This is a genomic window from Cupriavidus basilensis (assembly GCF_000832305.1).
Taxonomy (GTDB): Bacteria; Pseudomonadota; Gammaproteobacteria; order Burkholderiales; family Burkholderiaceae; genus Cupriavidus; species Cupriavidus basilensis_F.
In genome coordinates, this window is sequence record NZ_CP010536.1 from 3,145,381 (window position 1) to 3,169,932 (window position 24,552).

At 66.5% G+C, this 24,552-nt stretch carries 18 protein-coding genes and 1 tRNA gene; 6 read left to right on the forward strand and 13 right to left on the reverse strand.

Annotated features, from left to right (window positions below):
• Window position 1: 1 nt before the first annotated feature.
• The 5 genes from hutG to hutU form a co-directional block, all read right to left on the reverse strand.
• Window positions 2-940 (reverse strand): formimidoylglutamase, encoded by a 939-nt coding sequence (gene hutG / locus RR42_RS14625; RefSeq protein WP_043348117.1) that lies wholly within the window; start codon window positions 938-940, stop codon window positions 2-4.
• 14 nt (window positions 941-954) lie between these two features.
• Window positions 955-2,262 (reverse strand): MFS transporter, encoded by a 1,308-nt coding sequence (locus tag RR42_RS14630; protein WP_043348119.1) that lies wholly within the window; start codon window positions 2,260-2,262, stop codon window positions 955-957.
• Between the two features lie 182 nt (window positions 2,263-2,444).
• The gene (locus RR42_RS14635) at window positions 2,445-3,845 is read right to left on the reverse strand and encodes an amino acid permease (protein ID WP_043348121.1); all 1,401 of its coding nucleotides are present in this window, start codon (window positions 3,843-3,845) and stop codon (window positions 2,445-2,447) included.
• A gap of 88 nt (window positions 3,846-3,933) precedes the next feature.
• Complete coding sequence (hutH, locus tag RR42_RS14640) at window positions 3,934-5,466, reverse strand: histidine ammonia-lyase (protein ID WP_043348124.1); 1,533 nt, start codon at window positions 5,464-5,466, stop codon at window positions 3,934-3,936.
• Window positions 5,467-5,468: 2 nt separating this feature from the next.
• Window positions 5,469-7,154, reverse strand: a complete 1,686-nt coding sequence (hutU, locus tag RR42_RS14645; RefSeq protein ID WP_043348126.1) for a urocanate hydratase — start codon at window positions 7,152-7,154, stop codon at window positions 5,469-5,471.
• A 361-nt stretch (window positions 7,155-7,515) separates the two neighbouring features.
• Here hutU and RR42_RS14650 point away from each other — a divergent pair, with 361 nt between their 5' ends.
• Window positions 7,516-9,348 (forward strand): ABC transporter ATP-binding protein, encoded by a 1,833-nt coding sequence (locus RR42_RS14650; RefSeq protein ID WP_043348130.1) that lies wholly within the window; start codon window positions 7,516-7,518, stop codon window positions 9,346-9,348.
• 875 nt (window positions 9,349-10,223) lie between these two features.
• Here RR42_RS14650 and RR42_RS14655 read toward each other — a convergent pair.
• The 5 genes from RR42_RS14655 to RR42_RS14675 form a co-directional block, all read right to left on the reverse strand.
• The gene (locus RR42_RS14655) at window positions 10,224-10,754 is read right to left on the reverse strand and encodes a chromate transporter (protein WP_043348132.1); all 531 of its coding nucleotides are present in this window, start codon (window positions 10,752-10,754) and stop codon (window positions 10,224-10,226) included.
• Window positions 10,751-11,422 carry a chromate transporter gene (locus tag RR42_RS14660; protein WP_236701915.1) on the reverse strand — a complete coding sequence of 224 codons (672 nt, stop codon included), beginning with the start codon at window positions 11,420-11,422 and terminating at the stop codon, window positions 10,751-10,753. Before RR42_RS14660 ends, RR42_RS14655 begins: the two co-directional genes overlap by 4 nt.
• Before the next feature lie 103 nt (window positions 11,423-11,525).
• Window positions 11,526-13,877 carry a DNA topoisomerase IV subunit A gene (gene parC, locus RR42_RS14665; RefSeq protein WP_043348134.1) on the reverse strand — a complete coding sequence of 784 codons (2,352 nt, stop codon included), beginning with the start codon at window positions 13,875-13,877 and terminating at the stop codon, window positions 11,526-11,528.
• Window positions 13,878-13,969: 92 nt separating this feature from the next.
• Window positions 13,970-14,764: a lytic transglycosylase domain-containing protein gene (locus tag RR42_RS14670; protein WP_419188864.1), complete on the reverse strand. Its 795-nt coding sequence runs from the start codon at window positions 14,762-14,764 to the stop codon at window positions 13,970-13,972.
• A 48-nt stretch (window positions 14,765-14,812) separates the two neighbouring features.
• Window positions 14,813-16,804 carry a DNA topoisomerase IV subunit B gene (locus RR42_RS14675; RefSeq protein ID WP_043348136.1) on the reverse strand — a complete coding sequence of 664 codons (1,992 nt, stop codon included), beginning with the start codon at window positions 16,802-16,804 and terminating at the stop codon, window positions 14,813-14,815.
• Window positions 16,805-17,109: 305 nt separating this feature from the next.
• Between RR42_RS14675 and RR42_RS14680 the strand changes: the two genes are divergently transcribed.
• On the forward strand, window positions 17,110-18,342 hold the full coding sequence (locus tag RR42_RS14680) for an MFS transporter (RefSeq protein WP_043352133.1): 1,233 nt from the start codon (window positions 17,110-17,112) through the stop codon (window positions 18,340-18,342).
• Entirely contained in the window at window positions 18,339-18,485 is a 147-nt protein-coding gene (locus RR42_RS40730) for a hypothetical protein (RefSeq protein ID WP_173430684.1), read from the forward strand. The genes RR42_RS14680 and RR42_RS40730 overlap by 4 nt, the downstream gene beginning before the upstream one ends.
• Window positions 18,486-18,552: 67 nt before the next feature.
• Here the strand turns inward: RR42_RS40730 and RR42_RS14685 are convergent, their stop codons facing one another.
• Entirely contained in the window at window positions 18,553-20,475 is a 1,923-nt protein-coding gene (locus RR42_RS14685) for an ATP-binding cassette domain-containing protein (protein WP_043348140.1), read from the reverse strand.
• Window positions 20,476-21,031: 556 nt separating this feature from the next.
• Here RR42_RS14685 and RR42_RS14690 point away from each other — a divergent pair.
• Window positions 21,032-21,958, forward strand: coding sequence for an amino acid ABC transporter substrate-binding protein (locus RR42_RS14690; protein WP_043348144.1), 927 nt, complete (start codon window positions 21,032-21,034; stop codon window positions 21,956-21,958).
• A 106-nt stretch (window positions 21,959-22,064) separates the two neighbouring features.
• A complete protein-coding gene (locus RR42_RS14695) occupies window positions 22,065-23,270 on the forward strand; it encodes a benzoate/H(+) symporter BenE family transporter (protein WP_173430685.1) in 1,206 nt (401 codons plus the stop codon).
• Between the two features lie 8 nt (window positions 23,271-23,278).
• Here RR42_RS14695 and RR42_RS14700 read toward each other — a convergent pair whose 3' ends face one another.
• Window positions 23,279-23,773: a hypothetical protein gene (locus RR42_RS14700; protein ID WP_052494635.1), complete on the reverse strand. Its 495-nt coding sequence runs from the start codon at window positions 23,771-23,773 to the stop codon at window positions 23,279-23,281.
• A 289-nt stretch (window positions 23,774-24,062) separates the two neighbouring features.
• Here RR42_RS14700 and RR42_RS14705 point away from each other — a divergent pair, with 289 nt between their 5' ends.
• Window positions 24,063-24,395: a DMT family transporter gene (locus RR42_RS14705; protein ID WP_043348149.1), complete on the forward strand. Its 333-nt coding sequence runs from the start codon at window positions 24,063-24,065 to the stop codon at window positions 24,393-24,395.
• Window positions 24,396-24,472: 77 nt separating this feature from the next.
• Here the strand turns inward: RR42_RS14705 and RR42_RS14710 are convergent.
• Window positions 24,473-24,547: transfer RNA gene (locus tag RR42_RS14710), tRNA-Arg, on the reverse strand.
• Between the last annotated feature and the right edge of the window lie 5 nt (window positions 24,548-24,552).

Consider the following 24,552-nt stretch of genomic DNA (forward strand, 5'->3'; position numbering starts at 1 on the left):
CTCAGGCCATCAACCGGTAGGCCAGCCGCGCCGCAGCCCGAGCGCCGCAGGCGTCACGGTCATAGAGCGGATTGAACTCCGCCAGGTCCGCCACGCGCAGCTTGCCGCTGGCGCGCACCAGCGCCACCACCTCCTCCACCACGGGCAGGGGCACGCCATAAGGGGCGGGCGCCGAGACAGCCGGCATCACTGCCGCCGGCAGCACGTCCAGGTCGATCGTGAGGTAGACGTGATCGACCGCATCCATCAGCCCCTGCAACTCGGCAAGCCGCGCGTCCAGGTGCCGTTCCTGCATCTGCACGTCCTCGACGTAGTGCACGCCAAGCGCCTGGGCATGCGCGAACAGCGCGGCGGTATTGCCGAGGCGGCTGACGCCCAGGCAAGCGTATTCGAAACGCTGTCCGCGCTCGTGGCAGGCCTGCGCGATCTGGTCGAAGGGCGTGCCCGAACTGCCTGGACGGCCAGTGCGCAGGTCGAAGTGCGCATCGAGGTTGATCACCAGCACGCGGCCGTGGTCGCCACGCGCATCGAGATGCGCGCGCAGCCCCTGCCAGGTGCCCCAGGCGATCTCGTGGCCACCGCCGAGCACCAGCGGGAATGCACCCTGCGCCAGTTCGGCCGCGACCGCTGTTGCCAACGCTTGCTGCGCCGTCTCGAGATCGCCATCGTGGCAGACGACATCGCCCGCATCGTGGAACGCTGCCAGGCCATGGGCCGGGATGCCGGCCAGCGCGCGGCGGATCTCGCGCGGGCCACCAGCCGCGCCGGGACGGCCTAGGTTGCGCAGCACGCCGGCGTCGCAGCAAAAGCCCAGCAGCACGGGCGCGCCGGGCACGCGTTCGGCGCCTTGCGCGCGCACGACATGGAACAGCCGGCGCGTGTCGCCCAACTCGCCTGCATCGCTGCGGCCGCGCCAGATGCTGCCCGGCGCTGCAGCCATTGGATCTCTTTCGCTCATGACAGGCGGCGGCCCAGGGTTTCCGGCACCATCGCCAGGCCGATCAGCGAGACCAGGCCGCAGCCGATCACGTAGAACGCGGGCGCGTTGGGATTGGCGGTGAGATGGATCAGCTCGGTCGAGAAGAACTGCGCGAAACCACCGAAGATGGCAATCGCCACGCAGTAGGCAATCGACAGGCCGGTGGCGCGCATGCGCTGTGGCAGCACCTCGCTGACCAGCACCATCGACGCGGGCGAAGTCATCGACATCGGCACCGATAGGCAGCCCACCACCAGCAGCAGGCGCGTCAGGCTGGGCTCGGCGTTGATCAGCACGAAAGCGGGATAGATCATCAGCAGCAAGGCCACGCGCGACCACAGCACCACCGGGCGCCGCCCCACCCGGTCGCTCAGCCAGCCCGCCAACGGCGACAGCACGACCTGCACGGCAGCGGCCACGCAAGCGGCCCAGATGCCCAGCGACAGCGGCATATGCAGCTGGCTAACGGCATAGTTGCTCAGGTAGTACACCACGATATAGGTCGATGAAGCCACGCCGATCATCAGCAGGATGCTGGCCACCAGCGCACGCCCGTGCTCACGCAGCAACTGCAGCGTGGAGCCGCGCTCCGGCTCGCCGGCGGCCGGCGCCGTCTCTTCCAGGCGGCGGCGAATCACCAGGCCCACCGGGATCACCAGGATGCCGATCACGAAGGCCAGGCGCCAGCCCCATGCCTCCAGCGCCTGCTGCTCCAGCACATTGCTGAGCAGCAGGCCGACCAGCGCGCCGAACAGCGCCGCCAGGCCCTGGCTGAACGGCTGCCAGCCGGTATAGAAACCGCGCGAGCGGTCATCTGCATATTCCAGCAGCAGTGCCGTGGAGGCACCCATCTCCCCGCCGATGGCAAAGCCTTGCACCAGGCGCGCGAGCAGGATCATGATCGGCGCGAGCATGCCGATCTGCGCATACGTCGGCGTGACCACGAAGATCACCGAGCTCAGGCCCATCAGCCAGAGCGTCAGCGCCACCGCCGGCTTGCGCCCGACACGGTCGGCATACATGCCGATCAGCAGGCCGCCCAGCGGGCGCATCAGGAAACCCACGCCAAAAGTGGCGAAGGACAACAGCAACTGCCCCGTGGGATCGGAAACCGGGAAATACAGGCGGCCGATCAGCGTGGCGAAGAAGCTGTAGACCACGAAGTCGTAGAACTCCAGGCCATTGCCAACGGTGATGGCAGCGATGGACTTGAACCGGGACAGCGGCCGGGCCGTAGCGGCATGCGGGGCCGCTACGCCGGGAATGGTGTAGTCGATGGACAAGATGTAACTCCGAAGCAAGATAATCCTGGCCGCCCGCAAGCGGGCGGCGAGCGCGAGCCAGAGGGGGGCTTCGCGCCACTACGGCAGCGCGCGCAGCTGGCGCGCGCTACCGGTCACCCTGGCACCCGGCTGGAAAGATGCCAGGCAACGCGGGCCATGCCGACGCATGGTCCGCGCATGCATCAGTCCGCCGCAAAGGAGGAAGCCGGCGCACCCTCCTGGCCCCGCGGCCGCCCCCAGCACCACCACGCCACCACCAGCAGCAGCAGCCACACCGCGCCCACCAGCAGCGCTGCGCGGGTCTGCGGGAACCAGCCAAGCACGCCGAAGATGAACAGCATGAAGGCGGTGGCCGCGAGCGGCGCTACCGGCCAGAACGGCACGGGGAACTTCAGCGCCGCCACCTCGGCGCGGCTCATGCGCCTGCGCAAGGCGACCTGCGACAGCAAGATCATCAGCCACACCCAGACCGTGGCAAAGGTGGCGATGGAAGCGATCAGCGTGAACACGTCCTCGGGCATCACGTAGTTGAGCACCACGCCGGCCAGCAGCGCGAAAGCCATCACCACCACCGTCATCCAGGGCACGCCCTTGCGCGATACGCTGGCGAAGATGCGTGGCGCCTGCCGTTGCACCGCCATGCCATACAGCATGCGGCCGGCGCCGAAGATGTCGCTGTTGATGGCGGATACCGCGGCGGAGATGACCACGATATTGAGCACCGCGGCGGCCGAGCCAATGCCCAGCCGGCTGAAGATCTGCACAAAGGGGCTGCCCTCGCTACCGATGCGGTGCCATGGATAGAGAGACATCAACACCGCCAGCGTCAGCACATAGAACAGCAGGATGCGCAGGGGCACCGCGTTGATCGCACGGGGAATCACGCGCTGCGGGTCGCGCGCCTCGCCGGCCGTGATGCCGATGATCTCAATGCCGCCAAAGGCGAACATCACCACGGCGAACGAGGCGATCACGCCAGCAATGCCGTTGGGCATGAAGCCGCCGTGGGTCCAGAGGTTGTGGATGCCGGTGGCAACGCCGCCGTCGGCCATGCCGAAACCGAACAGCATGATGGCAACGCCGCCGCCGATCATCGCGACGATGGCGCCAACCTTCAGCAGCGAAAGCCAGAACTCCAGCTCACCGAACACCTTGACGCTGAGCAGGTTGAGCCCGCCGATCAGGAACACGATGCCGAGCACCCAGATCCAGCGCGGCACGTCCGGGAACCAGAAGCCCATGTAAATGCCGAAGGCGGTCACGTCCGCCAGGCAAACGACGATCATCTCGAAGGCATAGGTCCAGCCAAGCAGGAAGCCCGCCAGCGGTCCCAGGCCGGTGCTGGCGTACTGACCGAACGAACCCGCCACCGGATTGCGCACCGCCATCTCGCCCAGCGCGCGCATCACCATGTAGACCGCGGCGCCACCGATCACGTAGGCCAGCAGCACCGCCGGTCCCGCGGTTTGGATGGCGGAGGCCGAGCCGTAGAAAAGTCCCGTGCCGATGGCCGATCCGAGCGCCATGAAGCGGATATGACGGGCGCTGAGGCCACGCTGCAGGCCTTGCGACTGCTCTTGCATTGATTTGTCTCCGAATCTTTATTTTTGTCGCGCCCGGGCGCGGGCTGCTGCGTGGCAGGCATCCCGTCCCGGGCGTCATGCCCAAGCCTCAGAGGCTGGGCAACAGCCGCGCCGGCAGCAGCGCATTCAGGGTGCCGGCCGCCAGCAACCGGCTCGCCGTCTCGATATCCGGCGCGAAGAAGCGGTCCTTCTCGTAGTAGGGCACTTCGGCGCGCAGCAGGCTGCGTGCCTGTTCCAGCTTGGGCGAGCTCTTCAGGCCTTCGCGGAAGTCCAGGCCCTGGCAGGCGCCCAGCCACTCCACGGCAAGGATGCCGCGCACGTTCTCGGCCATCGCCCACAGGCGCTTGCCGGCATTCGGCGCCATCGACACGTGGTCCTCCTGGTTGGCCGAGGTCGGCAGGCTGTCGACGCTGTGCGGATGGGCCAGCGCCTTGTTGTCGCTGGCCAGCGCGGCGGCGGTGACCTGGGCGATCATGAAGCCCGAATTGACGCCGCCGTTCGCCACCAGGAAAGGCGGCAGCTGCGACATATGGCGGTCCATCATCAGCGAGATGCGGCGCTCGGACAGCGAGCCGATCTCGGCGATGGCCAGCGCCAGGTTGTCGGCGGCCATCGCCACCGGTTCGGCATGGAAATTGCCGCCAGAGATCACGTCGCCTTCGGCGGCAAACACCAAGGGGTTGTCCGAGACCGCGTTGGCCTCCACTTCCAGGACCTCGGCGGCCTGCCGCAATTGCGTCAGGCAGGCACCCATCACCTGCGGCTGGCAGCGCAGCGAGTAGGGATCCTGCACCTTGTCGCACTGCGCATGCGAACGCGCCAGCTCGCTGGTATCGGTCAGCAGGCCACGATAGGTTGCGGCCGCGTCGATCTGGCCGCGCTGGCCGCGCACCGCATGAATGCGCGCGTCGAAAGGCGCGCGCGAGCCGAGCATGGCCTCGACGCTGAGACTGCCGCATACCGTGGCCGCGGCAAACAGATCCTCGGCCTCGAACAGGCCGCGCAGCGCGTATGCGGTGGATACCTGGGTGCCGTTGAGCAGGGCCAGGCCTTCCTTGGCGGCCAGGGTCAGCGGCTCCAGGCCGGCGCGGGCCAGCGCCTGGCGCGCCGGCAGCCATTCGCCCTGGTAGCGGGCACGGCTTTCGCCCAGCAGCACCAGCGACATATGCGCCAGCGGCGCCAGGTCGCCAGAGGCGCCCACCGAGCCCTTGAGCGGGATATGCGGATAGACCTCGGCATTGACCAGGGCGATCAGCGCATCGATCACCTTGCGGCGGATGCCGGAAAAGCCGCGCGCCAGGCTATTGATCTTCAGCAGCATGATCAGCCGGACCATGGCGTCGTCCAGCGGTTCGCCCACACCGGCGGCATGCGACAGCACCAGCGAGCGCTGCAGGTTCTCCAGATCCTCGCGGGCGATGCGGGTCTGCGCCAGCAGGCCGAAGCCGGTGTTGATGCCGTAGGCGGTCCGGCCTTCGGCAACGATGTTCTCGACGCAGGCCACGCTGGCGGCGATGGCCTCGGCGGCCCCGCCATCCAGGCTCACGCGCAGCGGCTGCAGATAGGCCTGGCGCAGCTGCGCCAGGGTCAGTTGACCAGGTTTGAGGTTCAGCGCGTTCATGTTCAGGCTTCCTTCTTGCTGTTGAGCATCGGCAGGTTCAGGCCCTGCTCTCGTGCACAGTCGATGGCGATGTCGTAGCCGGCATCCGCATGGCGCATCACGCCGGTAGCGGGATCGTTGTGCAGCACGCGGGCGATGCGCGCGGCCGCCTCGTCGGTGCCGTCGCACACGATCACCACGCCCGAATGCTGCGAGAAGCCCATGCCCACGCCGCCGCCGTGATGCAGCGAGACCCAGGTCGCGCCGCTGGCGGTATTGAGCAGCGCATTGAGCAGCGGCCAGTCGGACACGGCGTCGGAGCCGTCCTGCATGCTTTCCGTTTCACGGTTGGGGCTGGCGACCGAGCCGGAGTCGAGGTGGTCGCGGCCGATCACCACCGGTGCCGACAATTCGCCGCTGCGCACCATCTCGTTGAACGCCAGGCCAAGCTTGGCGCGCAGGCCAAGGCCAACCCAGCAGATGCGCGCCGGCAGGCCCTGGAAGCTGATGCGCTCGCGCGCCATGTCCAGCCAGCGGTGCAGGTGCGCATCGTCGGGGATCAGCTCCTTGACCTTGGCGTCGGTCTTGTAGATGTCCTGCGGGTCGCCGGACAGCGCGGCCCAGCGGAACGGGCCGACACCGCGGCAGAACAGCGGGCGGATGTAGGCCGGCACGAAGCCGGGGAAATCGAAGGCATTCGCCACGCCCTCTTCCTTGGCCATCTGGCGGATGTTGTTGCCGTAGTCGAACGTGGGCACGCCCAGCTTCTGGAAGTCCAGCATGGCCTGCACATGCAGCGCCATCGATTGCTTGGCGGCCTTGACCACACGAGCCGGCTCGGTCTGCGCGCGGTCGCGGTACTGGCCCCAGGTCCAGCCCACCGGGAGATAGCCGTTGAGCGGATCGTGCGCGCTGGTCTGGTCGGTGACCATGTCGGGGCGCACGCCGCGGCGCACCAGTTCGGGCAGCACTTCGGCGGCGTTGGCGCACAGCGCGATGGAAACGGCGCGGCCTTCGGCGGTGTACCTGGCGATGCGCGCCAGCGCGTCATCGAGGTCGGTGGCCTGTTCGTCGACATAGCGGGTGCGCAGGCGGAAATCGATGCTGGCCTGCTGGCACTCGATGTTCAGCGAGCAGGCGCCGGCCAGCGTGGCGGCCAGCGGCTGCGCGCCGCCCATGCCGCCCAGCCCGGCGGTCAGCACCCAGCGGCCCTTGAGGTTGCCGTTGTAGTGCTGGCGCCCGGCTTCCACGAAGGTCTCGTAGGTGCCCTGCACGATGCCCTGGCTGCCGATATAGATCCAGCTGCCGGCGGTCATCTGGCCGTACATGGCCAGGCCCTTGGCGTCGAGCTCGTTGAAGTGTTCCCACGTGGCCCAGTGCGGCACCAGGTTGGAATTGGCGATCAGCACGCGCGGCGCGTTGCCATGGGTCTTGAACACGCCGACCGGCTTGCCGGACTGCACCAGCAGGGTCTCATCGTCGTTCAGCGTCTTGAGCGTCTCGACGATCTTGTCGTAGCACGCCCAGTTGCGCGCGGCGCGGCCGATGCCGCCGTACACCACCAGCTCCTTAGGGTTCTCCGCCACTTCCGGGTCAAGGTTGTTCATCAACATGCGCAGCGGCGCTTCGGTCTGCCAGCTCTTGGCGTTCAGTTGGTTGCCGCGCGGGGCACGGATCTCTACATCGCGAAAGCGGTCGGTGTTGCTCACGGGAACTCCTTGGGTCAATAAGGCCGGCTCGAACCGGTCTGTTCAGCCATGCTAGGTATGTATAGTGTTGTATAGACAAGTTTGGATAAATTGGGGTATTCCCGAGGATAAGCCGCAGGCATGGACAAAAAAGTGCGCTTACGATTGCTTAAATGATGAAGGCGACGGAAAGTGCACGCCGTTCCGAGCGCGCACTCAAGCACCGCGACATGGACGACCCTCCCGCGGGTACGGACATCGGCGATGCGCAAGCGCGGTATGATGTTCCTGATCCGCCGCACGCCCATAGCATCGATACGGCCCTTGCGAGTACGCCTGCGCCCCGGACGAGGCGCTCGCCGCGGAACACTCCTGGATTCCCATGCTGATGCGTTTCCTGGAACGGTTGATTGACCCGTTCCGCGCCCTCCCCGACACCCAGCCACCCGGCCAGATCTGGCGCTTCTACGCCTATTTCCTGCGGGAGGTGTGGCCGGTCTTTGCGCTGCTGCTGGGCGTGGGGCTGGCTGGCGCGCTGATCGAAGTCTCGCTGTTCGGCTTTCTCGGCCGCCTGGTCGACCTGGCGCAAGCAACACCGCCCGCCGAGTTCTTCGCGCGCCACCGCGGCGAGCTCGTGTGGATGGCGGTGGTGGCGCTGCTGCTGCGTCCGTTCTTCAACGGCCTGCACGACATCCTCGTGCACCAGGTCATCAACCCGAGCCTGGGCAACCTGGTGCGCTGGCAGAACCACCGCTACGTCCTCAAGCAGAGCCTGTCGTTTTTTCAGAACGATTTTGCCGGGCGCATCGCGCAGCGCATCATGCAGACCGGCTTCTCGCTGCGCGATTCAGCGGTGCAGGCCGTGGATGCCATCTGGCATGTGCTGATCTACGCGGCCAGCTCCCTCTACCTGTTCGCGCAAGCCGACTGGCGCCTGATGATTCCCCTCGTGGCGTGGATCGCATGCTACGTGGCCGCCATGCTGTACTTCACGCCACGCGTGAAGGCGCGCTCGGTTGCCGCCACCGGCGCGCGCTCGCGGCTGATGGGGCGCATCGTCGACGGCTATACCAACATCACCACGCTCAAGCTGTTCGCCCACACGCGCCATGAAGAGGACTACGCGCGCGAAGCCATGGCCGACCTGACCGACAAGGCACGCCTGTCCGGGCGCATGGTCAGCGCCATGGATTTCACCGTGACCTCACTCAATGGCCTGCTGATCGCCGGTACCACGGGACTGGCGCTGTGGCTATGGAGCCAGGGCCATGTCAGCGTCGGCGCGATTGCGCTGTCGAGCGGGCTGGTGATCCGCATCGTCAGCATGTCGGGCTGGATCATGTGGGTGATCAGCGGCATCTTCGAGAACATCGGCCAGGTACAGGATGGCCTGCAGACCATCGCCGTGCCGCGCACGGTCGGCGATCGCGACAACGCGCAAGCACTGCGCATCACGCGCGGCGAGGTGCGCTTCGAAGGCGTGGGCTTTCACTACGGCAAGGGCTCTGGCGTGATCGAGAACATCGACCTGGTGGTGCGCCCGGGCGAGAAGATCGGCCTGGTCGGCCCCTCCGGCGCCGGCAAGTCGACGCTGGTCAACCTGCTGCTGCGGCTGTACGACGTGGAGCAAGGACGCATCCTGATCGACGGCCAGGACATCGCCGGCGTCACGCAGGAAAGCCTGCGTGCGCAGATCGGCATGGTGACGCAGGATACGTCGCTGCTGCACCGCTCGATCCGCGACAATCTGCGCTACGGCCGCCCCGGCGCCAGCGAGGCCGAGCTGCTCACCACGGCCAACGACGCCCATGCCGGCGAGTTCATTCCACGCCTGCGCGATGCGCATGGCGCTACGGGGCTGGATGCGCAGGTGGGCGAGCGTGGCGTGAAGCTGTCGGGCGGCCAGCGCCAGCGCATTGCCGTGGCACGCGTGCTGCTGAAGAACGCACCGATCCTGATCCTGGACGAAGCCACCTCGGCGCTGGACTCCGAAGTGGAAGCGGCCATCCAGGAGAACCTGGAGACGCTGATGCAGGGCAAGACCGTGATCGCCATCGCGCACCGCCTGTCCACCATCGCGCGCATGGACCGGCTGGTGGTGCTGGAGGATGGGCGGATTGCCGAGAGCGGGACGCATGCGGAACTGCTCGCGCGTGGGGGGCTTTATGCGCGGTTGTGGGCGCATCAGACTGGGGGGTTTGTGGGGGTGGAGTAGAGGTTTGATGATGTGTGTGGGGGGGGGGGGGGGGGGGGGGGGGGGGTGATTTGATTGATACGCCCCCCAACGGGGTTTGGTTTTTTTGGGGGTGGGTGTAACTGCAACTTCAGTTGCTTAACTGCCACCTCAAGGTCAAAAGCTGAAAGTCAAAGGCAGTTTCACCACCCCTGCGGGGCGGCGACCTACTTTTTTGTCTTGCCAAAAAAGTAGGCAAAAAAGGCGCGCCGGATGGGGCGACACCCCCTCGGGATTTCACCAAAAGAGCGGCCGGGACCCAAACTCGCATCGCCTTAAGGCGATACTCAGACATGGGTCCCTCTTCTCCGCTCTTTTGGTGAAATCCCGAGGCGCCCCATACGGCCTTGGCACACCTTCACGGCTCGCTTCGCATCGCGCACGGGTGTTTCCCGCCTGGGGGCGGGAAACACGGCCGAACCGGCGCGAGAGCGATGTCCTCGGATCACCATTCGGTGTAGCCGTGATTTGCGCCCCCAGGCGGAAATCACCTGCCCGCGATGCGCAGCGAGCCGTCTGGGTTTTCATCTCCCGTTATGGGGCGCCTCGGCGGAAGGCAAAAGGAGCGGAAACGAGGGGGCCATGTTTGAGTATCGCCTTAAGGCGATGCGAGTTTGGCCCCCGGCCGCTCTTTTTGTCTTCCGACGAGGAGTCTTTCGCCCCATCCGGGTCGCTTCTTTGCCCACTTTCTTGGCGAGACAAGAAAGTGGGTCGCCTCCCCGCAGGGGAGGTGAAACTGCCGTTGACTTTCAGCTTTTGACCTTGAAGTAGCAGTTAAGCAGTTGCAGCTGAAATTGCAGCTGAAGCCCCCCAACGGCCTACACAGCATCATCCACCCACGCCATCGCCTATCCGGCTCAAACCAACCCCATCAACCCCGCCCCGGCCCCCAATGCCACCAGCACCAGCGGATGCACCTTCGTCTTCAGCATCAGCACGATGGTGACCACGGTCACCGCCACGGCGGTCCAGCGGTGATCCACGCTCGCGGCAAGGATCCAGCCGGTGGAAAACAGCAGCCCGATGGTCAGCGTGGCAAGGCCGCGCCGGATCAGGCCGGGCCACCTCGCTTGCGGCGAGCGGCCGGCGAAATACTCGAAGCCCAGCGCGATCACGCTGGACGGCCCGCAGATGCCGATCATGCCAACGATGGCGCCGGCCAGGCCCGCCACCTGCCAGCCAAACAAGGCAACGAACAAGATGTTCGGCCCAGGCGCGGCCTGCGAGATGGCGTACATGGCGGAGAACTGCGCGTCGCTCATCCAGGCGTTCGACTCCACCAGGAAGCGATGCATGTCAGGGATCGTGGTACTGGCCCCGCCGATGGCGAGGAACGACAGCGTCAGGAAATGCGTGAGCAGGCTGGAAAGCACGTTCGGTGAACTCATTGCCGTGGCTCCCCGGGTACAGGTGACACGGGCGGCACGGGCGGCGTGGACGACGCCTCGATAGCCGCCGCCTGCGCGCGCCGCGCTAGCTGCTCACTGCGCCACTCCAGCACCAGGCCCATCGGCACCAGCACCGCCATCACCGGCACCAGCGGCCAGCGCAACAGCCCGATGGCGACAAACGCGGCACCGCCGATCATCAGCCCGCGCACGGTGCGCGGCTGGCTCTGTGCGAGCTTGAAGCCGGTCGACAACACCAGCCCGGCCGACACCGCCGTCATGCCAGTGAGCATGCGCTGCACCGCCGCCACGTCGCGGTAATGCTCGTACAGCAGCATCAGCGCCAGCACGCCCACCATCGGCACCATCACCAGCCCCGCAAAGGCCGCCAGCGCGCCGCGCAGCCCGGCAAAGCGCAAGCCCAGCATCAGTGCGAGGTTGATCACGTTGGGGCCGGGCAGCACCTGCCCGAGGCTGAGCAGTTCGACAAAATCGCGGTCGCCCAGCCAGCGGTTGCGCTCGACCACGGCGCGCCGCACGAAGGGCAGCACGCCGCCAAAGCCGGACAGCCCCATGCGGGCAAATTCGATGAACAGGCGCCGCGGCGTGGGCGGGGGTGCTAGCGCTACCATCGGATCGTCGCCGGCGGGAGAGGGAGTAACTGGCATCGCTTGTAACGGGAGAGGCATGGCCGCCGGAGCGGTCCGGCATGCACGGGAAAGAAAAAGGCCCCGCGCATTGTCGCGCAGGGCCAGTTCGGGTGGACGCGGCTTAGTTGCCGCTCGCCGGCGGCACGATCCGTACCGGCTCGATGCTGGGCTCCTTGAGCTTGAGATCCAGCGCGCGGCCCTTGCGGGCGCGCTTGCCCACATAGGGCAGCAGCAGCTGGCCGTAGAGCTTCTGCGAGCTCGGCTTGCCGCCGCGCCCGGCACCGGACACGACCAGTCCAGGGGCGCCGACGGCAATCGCCTGCTGCAGCGTCTCCTTGGGTTCCAGCTCCATCAGGATCACGCCGCGGCCGCCGGCCGAGAGCGACTTGATCTCGTCGAGCGCAACCAGCAGCATGCGGCCGTTGGCCGACAGGCAGGCCACGTGCGTGGCTTCCTCGCCAATCGGCGCGGGCAACAGCGGCGCATCGCCCTCGTCCAGCGTCAGGTAGGCGCGGCCGCCCTTCTGCCGGCTGACCATGTCGCCGACCTTGGTCTGGAAGCCATTGCCGCCGCGCGTGGCAATCAGCAGGCGCTGGTCGACGCTGCCGGCAAAGGTGTGGGCGATCTGGCTGCCGGGCTGCAGCTCGATCAGCGTGGTCACGGGCACACCGTCGCCGCGCCCGCCCGGCAAGCCGGCCACCGGCACCGTATAGGCGCGGCCATTGGTGCCGAAGACCAGCATCACGTCCACGCTGCGGCACTCGAAGGTGCCGTAGAGCGCATCGCCCGCCTTGAAGGTGAACTGCTGCGCGTCATGGCCGTGGCCCTGGCGCGTGCGCACCCAGCCCTTTTGCGAGACCACCACGGTGACGGGTTCGTCGACCACGCGCACCTCGGCGTTGGCGCGGCGCTCTTCCTGGATCAGCGTGCGGCGCGGATCCTTGTCTTCCGGGCTGTATTGCTTGGCGTCGGTCTCGATTTCCTTGATGATGCGCCGGCGCATCATGGTCTCGGACTTGAGCAGCACGTCCAGCTCGGCCTGCTCGTCGCGCAGGCTCTTCAACTCCTGCTCGATGCGCAGCGCTTCCAGCCTGGCCAATTGACGCAGGCGGATTTCCAGGATGTCCTCGGCCTGGCGGTCCGACAGGCCGAAGGCCTGCATCAGCGCCGGCTTGGGCTCATCGCTCTCGCGGATGATGCGGATCACCTCGTCGATATTGAGCAGCACCAGCATCCGGCCTTCGAGGATGTGGATGCGGTCTTCGACCTTGCCCAGGCGATGGCGCGTGCGGCGGGTGACGGTGGCGAAGCGAAAGGCGATCCACTCGCGCAGGATGTCGGCCAGGCCCTTCTGGCGCGGGCGGCCATCGGTGCCGATCATCACCAGGTTGATCGAGGCGCCTGACTCCAGGCTGGTGTGCGCCAGCAGCGTCTGGATGAACTCCTGCTGCTCGATGTTCTTGCTCTTGGGCTCGAACACCAGCCGCACCGGCGCGTTCTTGCCGGACTCGTCGCGCACCGCGTCGAGCACCGCCAGCATGCCTTGCTTGAGCTGCAACTGCTCGGGCGTCAGCGACTTCTTGCCCGCGCGAACTTTCGGGTTGGTGATTTCCTCGATCTCTTCGAGCACCTTCTGCGACGAGGTGCTCGGCGGCAGCTCGGTCACCACCAGTTGCCACTGGCCGCGCGCCATTTCCTCGATGATCCAGCGCGCGCGCACCTTCAGGCTGCCGCGGCCGTTTTCGTAGATCTGCGCAATGTCGGCCGCAGGCGAAATGATCTGGCCGCCGCCCGGATAGTCCGGACCCGGCATCAGCGCCAGCAGCTCGGCCAGCGTGATGTTGGGGTTGCGGATCATCGCCACGGTGGCTGCCGCCACTTCGCGCAGGTTGTGCGGCGGCACCTCGGTGGCCATGCCCACGGCAATGCCCGATGCGCCGTTGAGCAGCACAAAGGGCAGGCGCGCCGGCATCAGCCTGGGCTCTTCCATCGAGCCGTCGTAGTTGGGGATGAAATCCACCGTGCCCTGGTCGATCTCGTCGAGCAGCAGGCGCGCGATCGGCGTGAGCCGGGCTTCGGTGTAGCGCATGGCCGCTGCGCCGTCACCGTCGCGCGAGCCGAAGTTGCCCTGGCCGTCGATCAGCGGGTAGCGCAGCGAGAAGTCCTGCGCCAGGCGCACCAGCGCGTCATAGGCGGACTGGTCGCCGTGCGGGTGGAATTTACCCAGCACGTCGCCGACCACGCGCGCCGACTTGACCGGCTTGGCGTCGGAGCGCAGCCCCATCTCGTGCATGGCGTACAGGATGCGGCGCTGCACCGGCTTCTGGCCATCTGCCACTTCCGGCAGCGCGCGGCCTTTGACCACGCTGATGGCGTAGTCGAGATAGGCGCGCTCGGCATAGTGCGCCAGGGTCAGCGAGTCCGCTCCGTTGTCGGGCGAACCTGGGTCAAGCGGAATGTCTTGTTGTTCCATGGATTGGCAAGAAGACGGCGCACCGCATCGTTGGCCGGTGCGCCGGTTGCATGTTGTTCGTTATGCGGTTCGTCGTATGGTTCGGGACGGGATCAAGGCATGTTGCGGCGGCCGCCGATCACCATCTTGACGCGATTGACTCCCGCCCCACCCAAGCCCGCGGGCGCGCCGCCCGGACGGTAGAAGCGATAGAACTGCAGCACCGTGCTGACATATTGCTGGGTCTCGGGGAAAGGCGGAATCTTGTTGTTGTAGCGCTGCACCGCGCCCTCACCCGCGTTGTACGCGGCCAGCACCAGCTCGAGGTCGTTGGGGAACAGCCCCATCAGCCAGCGCAGATAGCGCACGCCGGCCGAGATATTGGTGCGCGGGTCGGCCAGTTTCTGCTCGACCGTGCGCCGGGCATCGGCGCTCACGCCAAAGCGCGCGCCGGTGTCGGGAATCACCTGCATCAGCCCGATCGCGCCCTTGGGCGAGACCGCGCCTGCGTTGAAGCCGGACTCTACCGCCATGACTGCCTTGACCAGCGCCGGGTCGACATTCTGCGCCGCCGCGATCTGGCGGATCATGGGTTCGACCGTGGCGATATTGGGATGGTTGACGACATAGCGGTAAAGCTTGTGCGTCTCCAGGTCGATCTGGCTGCCGGCACCGGCTCCGGCGCGGTAGGGCAGCGGGCTCTTGAGCTCGCCGCCGTTCTTCATGAACAGCGTGTAGCGCTCGTCCAGCTTCTCGTCGGAGAAATGCGCCACGCCGTCGTCGTCGATATAGCCATACAACGCAGCGTGGGCCGCTGGCATGAAGCCCAGGCCGGCCAGGCCGGCCAGCAGCATGCCGGCGGCAATCCATTGCCGCGAGCGGGTGCTGCCAGGTCTGGTCTTAGCCATCGGGACTCCTTGCGTCATGCGGGTATCGAACGGTTCGATTCGTGCCGCCTAGATATCGGCGATCACCTCGTTGCCGCGCTCCTCGAGCCAGGTGCGCCGCTGCGCGGCCTCGCCCTTGCCCATCAGCATATTCATCACGCCCACGGTCTGCGGCAGGTCGAAATGGCCAAGCGCCACCGGCAACAGGCGGCGCGTGTCGGGATTCATGGTGGTTTCCCACAGCTGCTCGGCGTTCATCTCGCCCAGGCCCTTGAAGCGCGAGATCTGCCAGCCGCCTTCCTTGATGCCATCCTTCATCAGCTTGTCCTGGATGGCCACCAGTTCGCCGTCGTCCAGCGCATAGAGCTTCTGGGCCGGCTTCTTGCCGCGTGCCGGCGCATCCACCCGGTAAAGCGGCGGGCGGGCCACGCACACGTTGCCGTTGTCGATCAGCCTGGGGAAATGCTTGAAGAACAAGGTCAGTAATAGCACCTGGATGTGCGCACCGTCCACGTCAGCGTCGGACAAGATACAGATCTTTCCGTAGCGCAGGTTGGACAGGTCGGGCTCATCGTTGGGACCGTGCGGGTCCACGCCGATCGCCACCGCGATGTCGTGCACCTCGTTATTGGCGAACAGGCGGTCGCGCTCGGTCTCCCAGGTGTTGAGCACCTTGCCGCGCAACGGCAGGATGGCCTGGAACTCCTTGTCGCGCCCCATCTTGGCCGAGCCGCCGGCGGAGTCGCCCTCGACCAGGAAGAGTTCGTTGCGGGTGACGTCGGTGGATTCGCAGTCGGTCAGCTTGCCGGGCAGCACGGCCACGCCGGAACCCTTCTTCTTTTCCACCTTTTGCGCCGCGCGCGTGCGCGCCTGCGCCTGGCGGATCACCAGCTCGGCCAGCTTCTTGCCGTACTCGACGTGATGGTTGAGCCACAGCTCCAGCGCGGGGCGGCTGAAGGTGGACACCAGCTTCACCGCGTCGCGGCTGTTCAGGCGCTCCTTGATCTGGCCCTGGAACTGCGGGTCCAGCACCTTGGCGGACAGTACGAACGAGGCACGGGCGAACACGTCTTCGCTCATCAGCTTCACGCCCTTGGGCTGCAGCGCGTGCATCTCGATAAAGCTCTTGACCGCCTGGAACAGGCCTTCGCGCAGGCCGGACTCGTGCGTGCCGCCAGCCGGCGTGGGGATCAGGTTGACGTAGGACTCGCGCACCGGCGCGCCATCCTCGGTCCACGCCACCACCCAGGAAGCGCCCTCACCCTCGGCGAAGCCATCTTCCGCCGGGTTGGCGTCCGGGTCGGCGAAATGCTCGCCTTCGAACATCGGCACCACCAGCTCGGCGCCGCTGCCTTGCGCCAGCGCTTCCACCAGGTAGCCCTTGAGGCCCTGCTCGTACTGCCAGGTCTGGCGCTCGCCATTTTTCTCCTGCAGCAGCGTGACCTTGACGCCCGGCAGCAGCACCGCCTTGCTGCGCAGCAGGCGCTGCAGCTCGGCCATCGGGATCGCGGCCGAATCGAAATATTTCGCATCGGGCCAGACCTGCACCCGCGTGCCGCTCTTCTTCTCGCCGCGCTCGAGCTTGCGCGTGGCCAGCGGCACGGTGACGTCACCGCCGGAGAAGGTCAGCGTGGAGCAGTTGCTGTCACGCCATACGGTCACGTCGAGACGCGTCGACAGCGCATTGGTGACGGAGACGCCCACGCCGTGCAGCCCGCCCGAGAAGGCATAGGCACCGCCCTTGCCCTTGTCGAACTTGCCGCCCGCGTGCAGGCGCGTGAATACGATTTCCACCACCGGGACCTGCTCTTCGGGATGGATGCCGACCGGGATGCCGCGGCCATCGTCCTCGACGCTGATGCTGTCGTCGCGGTGCAGGGTGACCATGATCTCGGAACCGTGGCCGCCCAGGGCCTCGTCGGAGGCATTGTCGATCACCTCCTGCACGATGTGCAGGGGATTGTCGGTACGGGTGTACATGCCGGGTCGTTGCTTGACCGGCTCCAGGCCCTTCAGGACCCGGATGGAGGATTCGCTGTACTGACTGATTTTGCTCGCCATGGAGTCGCTTGCTTAGTGGGATTCTCGGCCAGCCTTGGCGGGGGCGCGGTTGCCGCACGCCAGCCAGGGGGGCCGGGCAGCCTGCATTGTAATGGAAGCGGGTAGCCGTCTTGATGCCAATCGTCACCAGCAACTGCCGTGCGCGATCCGGCACATCCGGTGTCGCGAGCGGCGCCGGAGTGACGTCCGACGTCCTCCCGGGATGCGGGGTACACTCGCTCGCACCGGCGTGGCCAAGGCGGCTCCAGACCGCGCCGACAAAACTAAAACAGCACTACGCACATCCAGCCAGGATGCAGGACGCCATGCAGAACACGATTCCACCCACACCAAGAAAACCACTCTCCCTCACAACCGTATTGATTTGCGGTGGCCTGCTCGTCACCTTGTCGATGGGCATCCGGCACGGCTTCGGTCTGTTCAACCTGCCGATCACGCAGACCCACGGCTGGAGCCGCGAGACCTTTGCCTTCGCGCTGGCGCTGCAAAACCTGATGTGGGGCGTGACCCAGCCGTTCACGGGCGCGCTGGCCGACAAGTTCGGCGGCTTCCGCATCATGCTGGCCGGCATTGCGCTGTACGTGGCGGGCCTGGTCGTGATGGCCATGGCCACCTCCGGCACCGCCTTCGCCTCTGGCGCCGGCATCCTGATCGGCATTGCGCAGTCCGGCACCACCTACAGCGTGGTGTACGGCGTGATTGGCCGCGTGGCCAGCCCCGAGAAGCGCGTGTGGGCCATGGGCATCGCGGCGGCCGCGGGCTCGTTCGGGCAGTTCCTGATGATCCCGGTGGAGCAGACGCTGATCTCGACTGCCGGCTGGCAGAACGCGTTGTTCATCCTGGCGGTGCTGGCTTGCCTGATGCTGCCGCTGGCCTTCAGCCTGCGCGAGCCGCAGGGCGCGACGCACACGCCCGGCTTCCAGCAGACCATCGGCCAGGCCGTGCGCGAAGCGTTCGGCAACCGCAACTTCCAGTTGCTCACGCTGGGCTACTTCGTCTGCGGCTTCCAGGTGGTGTTCATCGGCGTGCATCTGGCGCCCTATCTCAAGGACCGGGGCCTGACCGACCCGAAGATCGCGACCGTGGCACTGGCGCTGATCGGGCTGTTCAATGTGTTCGGGACCTATAGCGCCGGCGCGCTGGGGCAGCGTGTGCCCAAGCGCTCCTTGCTTTCGCTGATCTACATCACCCGGTCCGTGGTGATTGCCGGCTACCTGCTGCTGCCGCTCACGGCCACCAGCACCTGGGTGTTCGCCGCGATGATGGGTTTCCTGTGGCTGTCCACGGTGCCGCTGACCAACGGCATCATCGCGCAGGTGTTTGGCGTGCAGTACCTGTCGATGCTGTCTGGCGTGGTGTTTTTCTCGCACCAGATCGGCAGCTTCCTCGGTGCGTGGCTGGGTGGCTTCCTGTATGACCGCACCGGCACCTACAACACGGTCTGGATGATCGCGATCGGGCTGGGCGTAGTAGCCGCCCTGGTCAACCTGCCGATCCGCGAGCACGCGATCGCGCGGCCACAAGGGGCCGCGGCATGATCACGGCACGCCCCGCCGGCCTTGCGCTTCGGGCAGCAGGCTTCACGGCGCTGGCCGGGGTGCTGGCGCTGGCCTTCATGGCCTACCTGCGGCCGGCTTTCATGGTGGACCTGACGAACATGGTGCTCGCCTGGTGCGGGTGAGGGTGCGCGAAAGCCGTCGGCAATGACGACGGCTGCGGCTCCCCGCCGGGGCACAGCCGCAGCGGCCTTACTGCGCCTCGGCCTTGGTCTTGGCTTCCAGCACTTCCCAGCGCTCCAGCGCCTCCAGCAGCTCCAGGTCGATCTCATCGTGGCGGGCCGCCAGTTGCGCAGCCTTGCCCGCGTCGCTCACATACAGCGAGCCGTCCGCGAGCTGTGCGCCAACGGCCTTCTGCTCGTTTTCCAGCGAAGCGATACGCTCCGGCAGCGTGTCCAGTTCGCGCTGTTCCTTGTACGACAGCTTGACCAGGCGGTTGGCCGCACGGATTTCGCGCGGCTTCGTGCTTTCCGCAGCGGCCTTGCCCTCGCCACCGCGCGCGTCCTGCATGGCCGCGCTGCGCGCCGACTGGACCTGCCAGTCAGAGTAGCCGCCCACGTACTCGCGCCAGCGCCCGTCGCCTTCGGCGGCGATGGTGGAAGTCACCACGTTGTCCAGGAAGGCCCGGTCGTGGGACACCAGGAACACGGTGCCGCTGTAGTCCTGCAGCAGTTCTTCAAGCAGTTCCAGCGTGTCGATGTCGAGGTCGTTGGTCGGCTCGTCCAGCACCAGTACATTGGCCGGGCGCGCGAACAGGCGCGCCAGCAGCAGGCGGTTGCGCTCGCCGCCGGACAACGACTTGACCGGCGAGCGCGCGCGTTCCGGCGCGAAGAGGAAATCGCTGAGGTAGCTCATGACGTGCTTGCGCTGGCCGTTGATCTCGACCCAGTCGCTGCCAGGGCTGATGGTATCGGCCAGCGAGCGCTCCAGGTCCAGCTGCGTGCGCATCTGGTCGAAATACGCCACCTGCATGTTGCTGCCGTTCTTGACCGTACCGGCATCCGGCGCCAGCTCGCCCAGGATCAGGCGCAGCAGCGTGGTCTTGCCCGCGCCGTTGGCGCCGATCAGGCCGACCTTGTCGCCGCGCATGATGGTGCCGGTGAAGTCGCGCACCACCATCTTGTTGCCAAAGGCTTTGCTGACATCCGTCAACTCGGAAACGATCTTGCCGGAGCGCTCGCCTTGCGACACTTCCAGCTTGACGTTGCCCTGCACGTCGCGGCGGGCCGCGCGGTCCGTTCGCATCGTCTCCAGGCGCTGGATACGCGCCACGCTACGCGTGCGGCGCGCTTCCACGCCCTTGCGGATCCAGACTTCCTCCTGCGCCAGCAGCTTGTCGAACTTGGCCTGCTCGACCTGTTCGGCGGCCAGCAGCTCTGCCTTGCGCGCCTGATAGGCGGCGAAGTTGCCAGGAAAGGAAATCAGCCGGCCACGGTCGAGTTCGATGATGCGGGTGGCCACCCGGTCCAGGAAGGCGCGATCGTGGGTGATCAGCAGCACGCTGCCGCGGAAGGCCAGCAGCAGGTCTTCCAGCCAGCGGATCGCTTCCACGTCCAGGTGGTTGGTCGGTTCGTCCAGCAGCAGGATGTCGGGTTCGGCCACCAGGGCCTGTGCCAGCGCCACGCGCTTTTGCATGCCGCCAGATAGCGCATCCACGCGCACATCGGCGCTCAGGCTGAGTTGCGCCAGCGTGGTTTCGACCCGCGTGCGCAAACCCCAGGCACCGGCGGCGTCGACTTCCGACTGCAGGCGGTGCAGCTCGGCCAGCGAATCCTCGTCATGGTTGTCGTCCAGCCCCGCCAGCGCCGCTTCATAGGCAACCAGCAGGTCGTGGATCTTGCCCAGGCCCTGCGACACGGCGTCGAACACGGTCACACCCGCCTCGAACTGCGGCTCTTGCGGCACATAAGCCGAGGTCACGCCGCTCTGGCGCGCGATCAGGCCATCGTCCGGCGCGGACAGGCCGGCCACGATCTTGAGCAGCGACGACTTGCCGGTGCCGTTGCGGCCAATCAGGCCGACGCGCTCGCCGGCTTCCAGGGAGAAGTCGGCATGGTCGAGCAAGGCCACATGCCCGAAGGCAAGCTGGGCGTCGGAAATCGAAAACAGGGCCATGGGAGCAATACGAAAGGAGACAGCGAAAAGGAGGCACCGAAAAGGGGCAGTTCAAGGGGGCAGTTCAAGCGCCTTGAACCCGCGGCCGCGCGCCGGCGTCGGACAGCCACCGGGCGGCGGGGTGCCAGGTAGCCGGCATTGTAGACCACCGGCGCCCGCCCTCGCCGCAGGCGGCGCAAACCCCTGGCCTGCGGCCGGCCAAAAAGAAGGGCCCGCGCTCGCGCGGGCCCAAGAGTCTCTCCTCGGTGCCCTGCTCGCAAGGCACGGAAAGGAGCATAGCAAGCGCCCCGGACTGGCTCTAGTCGTACAAGTCCGTAAGGGAAAGTCCCGTCAACGCCCCTTGCTGCGCGCCTCTTGCACGTCTGCCTCGCGCCTGTTGCGCGCCGCGCAACACCCCCCGCCGTGACGATTGCCGGGCCGCTTTCCCCCGTGGAACAATGGCCGGCGGCCGGCAGGCCGCAGCACAACGGCAGCAATACAAGAACCGGTCCGAACCGGTGAGAGGCGACCCAACGCCAATTCCGCTTGATGCCTTCTTCTTTGTACGGGGAATTCCATGATCCATCCGTGTGCGCAGCGCTTTGCGCCGCTGCTTGTGCTATCGACCCTGCTTTCGCTTTCGCTCGCCACCGGCGCCATGCCCGCCGCCGCGCAGTCCGGCGGCACGCCGGTGCTGCAGCGCATCGAACAGACCGGCGTGCTGCGTATCGCCCACCGCGAGAGCTCGGTGCCGTTCTCCTTCGTGGCCGACGGCAAGCCCTACGGCTATGCCATCGACCTGTGCCTGCGGGTGGCCGACGCGCTGCGCGGCGCACTCCGGCTGCCCGGCCTCAAAGTGGAATTCGTTCCTGTCACGCCGGCCAGCCGCATCGCCACCATCGTCGACGGCAAGGCCGATCTCGAATGCGGCTCCACCACCAACAACCGCGAGCGGCGCGAGCAGGTTGCTTTCACCATTCCGCACTACATCGCCGGCAGCCGCATGCTGGTCAAGGCCGACTCCGGCATCCGCAAGCTGGGCGACCTGCGCGGCAAGACAGTCGTCTCCACGGTGGGCACCACGTCGCTCGCGGTGGTGCGCCAGATCAACGGCTCGGGCGCCATGCAGATCCACGTGGTGCAAGCCAAGGACCACGCCGAGGCCTTCGCCATGGTCGAGCAAGGCAAGGCCGACGCCTTCGTGATGGACGACGTGCTGCTCTACGGCCTGCGCGCCAATGCGCGCGACCCGGCCCGCTACACCGTCACCGACGAACTGCTGACGATCGAGCCCTACGCCATCATGCTGTCGAAACAGGACGCCGAGTTCAAGCGGCTGGTGGACAAGGCCCTGATCGCCTCCATCTATTCGCTCGATACCCAGAAGCTCTACAAGAAATGGTTCCAGTCGCCGATCCCGCCCCATGGGGTCAACCTCGACATCCCGATGAGCTACCTGCTGCGCGATTCCTTCAAGTTCCCTAGCGACAAGGTCGCCGACTGAGCGCGCGTCCCGGGTGGCGCAACTCGTGCGAAGATGGCGGCCCAGCCGCTTTTTACGCACGCGTTGCGTCGAGTGCCGCCCCGTGTCCTGCCCCGTGTCGTGCCCCATGCCCAGCCCTATATCCACCACGCCCCTGAAGCTGACCGATCTCTCCGTCTCCGCCCTGGTCGCCGGGCTGATCGCCATGCTGACCGGCTACACCAGTTCGCTGGTGCTGATGATCCAGGCCGGCCAGGCCGCCCACTTGTCGGACGCGCAAGTCGCCTCGTGGATCTGGGCGTTGTCCATCGGCATGGGCGTGACTACCATCGGGCTGTCCCTGCTGACGCGCGCGCCCATCGTCGTTGCCTGGTCCACCCCTGGCGCCGCCCTGCTGATCGCCAGCCTTCCCGGCGTGCCCTACGCGCAGGCCATCGGCGCCTTCGTCATGGCGGCGGTGCTGATGGCCGCCGCCGGCATGACCGGCTGGTTCGACAAACTGATGCGCGCGCTGCCGGCCAGCATTGCCTCAGCGCTGCTGGCCGGCATCCTGTTCCGCATCAGCGTCGACGTGTTCGTGCAAGCCCAGCATCAGACCCTGCTGCTGCTGCTGGTGATGTTCGCGCTGTACCTGCTGGGCAAGCGCTTCTGGCCACGCTATGCAGTGCCGGGCGTGCTGCTGGCGGGCGTGGCGCTGGCCGGCGCGCTTGGCCAGCTACATTTCGAATCGTTCCATTTCGCGCTGGCCAAGCCGGTGTGGACCACGCCAGCGTTCTCGCTGCAAGCCTTCGTCAGCATCGCGGTACCGCTGTTCATCGTGGCGCTTGCATCACAGAATATTCCCGGGCTGGCAGTGCTGCGCGCCGACGGCTATCACGTACAGGCCTCGCCGCTGATCACCGTCACCGGCATCGCCTCCGCCCTGCTCGCCCCGTTTGGCTCGCACGGCATCAACCTGGCGGCCATTACCGCGGCCATCTGCACCGGCGCGCAAGCGGATCCCGACCGCAACCGGCGCTATACGGCAGCGGTGGTTTGCGGCATTGGTTATCTGGTTGCGGGGGTGCTGGCAGCCAGCATCGCCGCGCTGTTCGCGGCGTTCCCCAAAGCGCTGGTCGTGGCGGTGGCCGCGTTTGCCTTGCTCGGCTCGATCGCCAGCGGCCTGACCACGGCCATGCAAACACCGGCCGAGCGCGAATCTGCCCTGCTGACGTTCATGATCACCGCCTCAGGCATGACGCTGGCCGGCGTCGGGTCGGCCTTCTGGGGCGTGGTGGGCGGCATGCTGGCGCTGATGGTCCTGCGCCCACGCACCGCCGCCAAGGCCGGTTAGGCGCGCGCTTATAGCAGCAGGAAAGCGATATCCGCGGCGCCGATCCCGGAGACCGATGCGCCCTTGCGCCGCTGGAACAGGATGTGCTGCAGCACCCGGTCGCGATGCTCGGCAAACGTGGCGGGATCAAAGCGCAGCGCGGTGAGCGCATAGTGCTCGGCGAGCAGCTTGTAGACCCGGTGGCGCACCATCAGCATCTCGCTCTCGGCGCGCAGTCGGCTGATCTCGCCAGCGTTATCCTCCTCCAGCTGACGCATGCCGACCACCACGCGCGCGTGCATGCCACGGTAGCGATCCAGCTCGCCATGCGCCTTGCGCAACTCCTCGCGCAGCGCCCTCACCTCCTGCTGGAGCTTCAGGTTGTGCTGCACGCCTCGCTGTATGCGCGACGCCTCTTCCAGTGCCACATCCGCTGCGGCAATGGTGTTCTGCCAGAGTCCCTGACCCGTCGTCTGGCCATCCACCTGCGGCCACACGGTCTGAACCTCATCCTCGCCTTTCATGGCGCTCCCCCTGCGAACCTGACTCACCCGCCGCTGGCTTTATCACAACTGCCTGCTGGTCGGGGCTACCGCGACCACCCCACAACGATGCTCCGGACTACCGGCGCCTGAACAACGCGCTCTACCTCGATTGAAGATGGCATCCCGGCAAGGGACAACCACCCGAAAGGAGGGATCGTCAGACCGCAAAGCGGCCTCGACCATGCTTTGCACTGTACACCTGGCAAGGCCCGCCGGGCAGCCATGGGAAAATGTGGCCCCAGCGACAGCCAACGTGAAGGACCCAACAATGAATGCCTATGTACTACTGGCCCTCGCCATCGCGGCCGAAGTCATTGCCACCAGCAGCCTCAAGACCGCCGAGAATTTCACGCGCCTGTGGCCAAGCGTGCTGGTCGTGGCCGGCTATGCCAGCGCCTTCGTCCTGCTGATGCAGGTCATGAAGACCGTGCCCGTAGGCATCGCCTACGCGATCTGGTGCGGCGCGGGGATCGTGCTCGTGACGCTGATCGCCAGCGTGCTGTATCGGCAAGTGCCGGATCTGGCGGCCTGGGTGGGGATCGGGCTGATTATTGCGGGGGTGGCGGTGATTCAGCTGTTTTCGAAGATGGGGACGCATTGAGACGTCCGCCGTGCGGCGGCAAGCCGCTGCATTTCAACTGGGGGAGCTTTTTTGATGGATCGCTGAGACCCGTGGGGTGGTCCCGCCGGCAGGAATCGAACCTGCATTTCACGCTTAGGAGGCGCGTGTTCTATCCATTGAACTACGGCGAGACGCT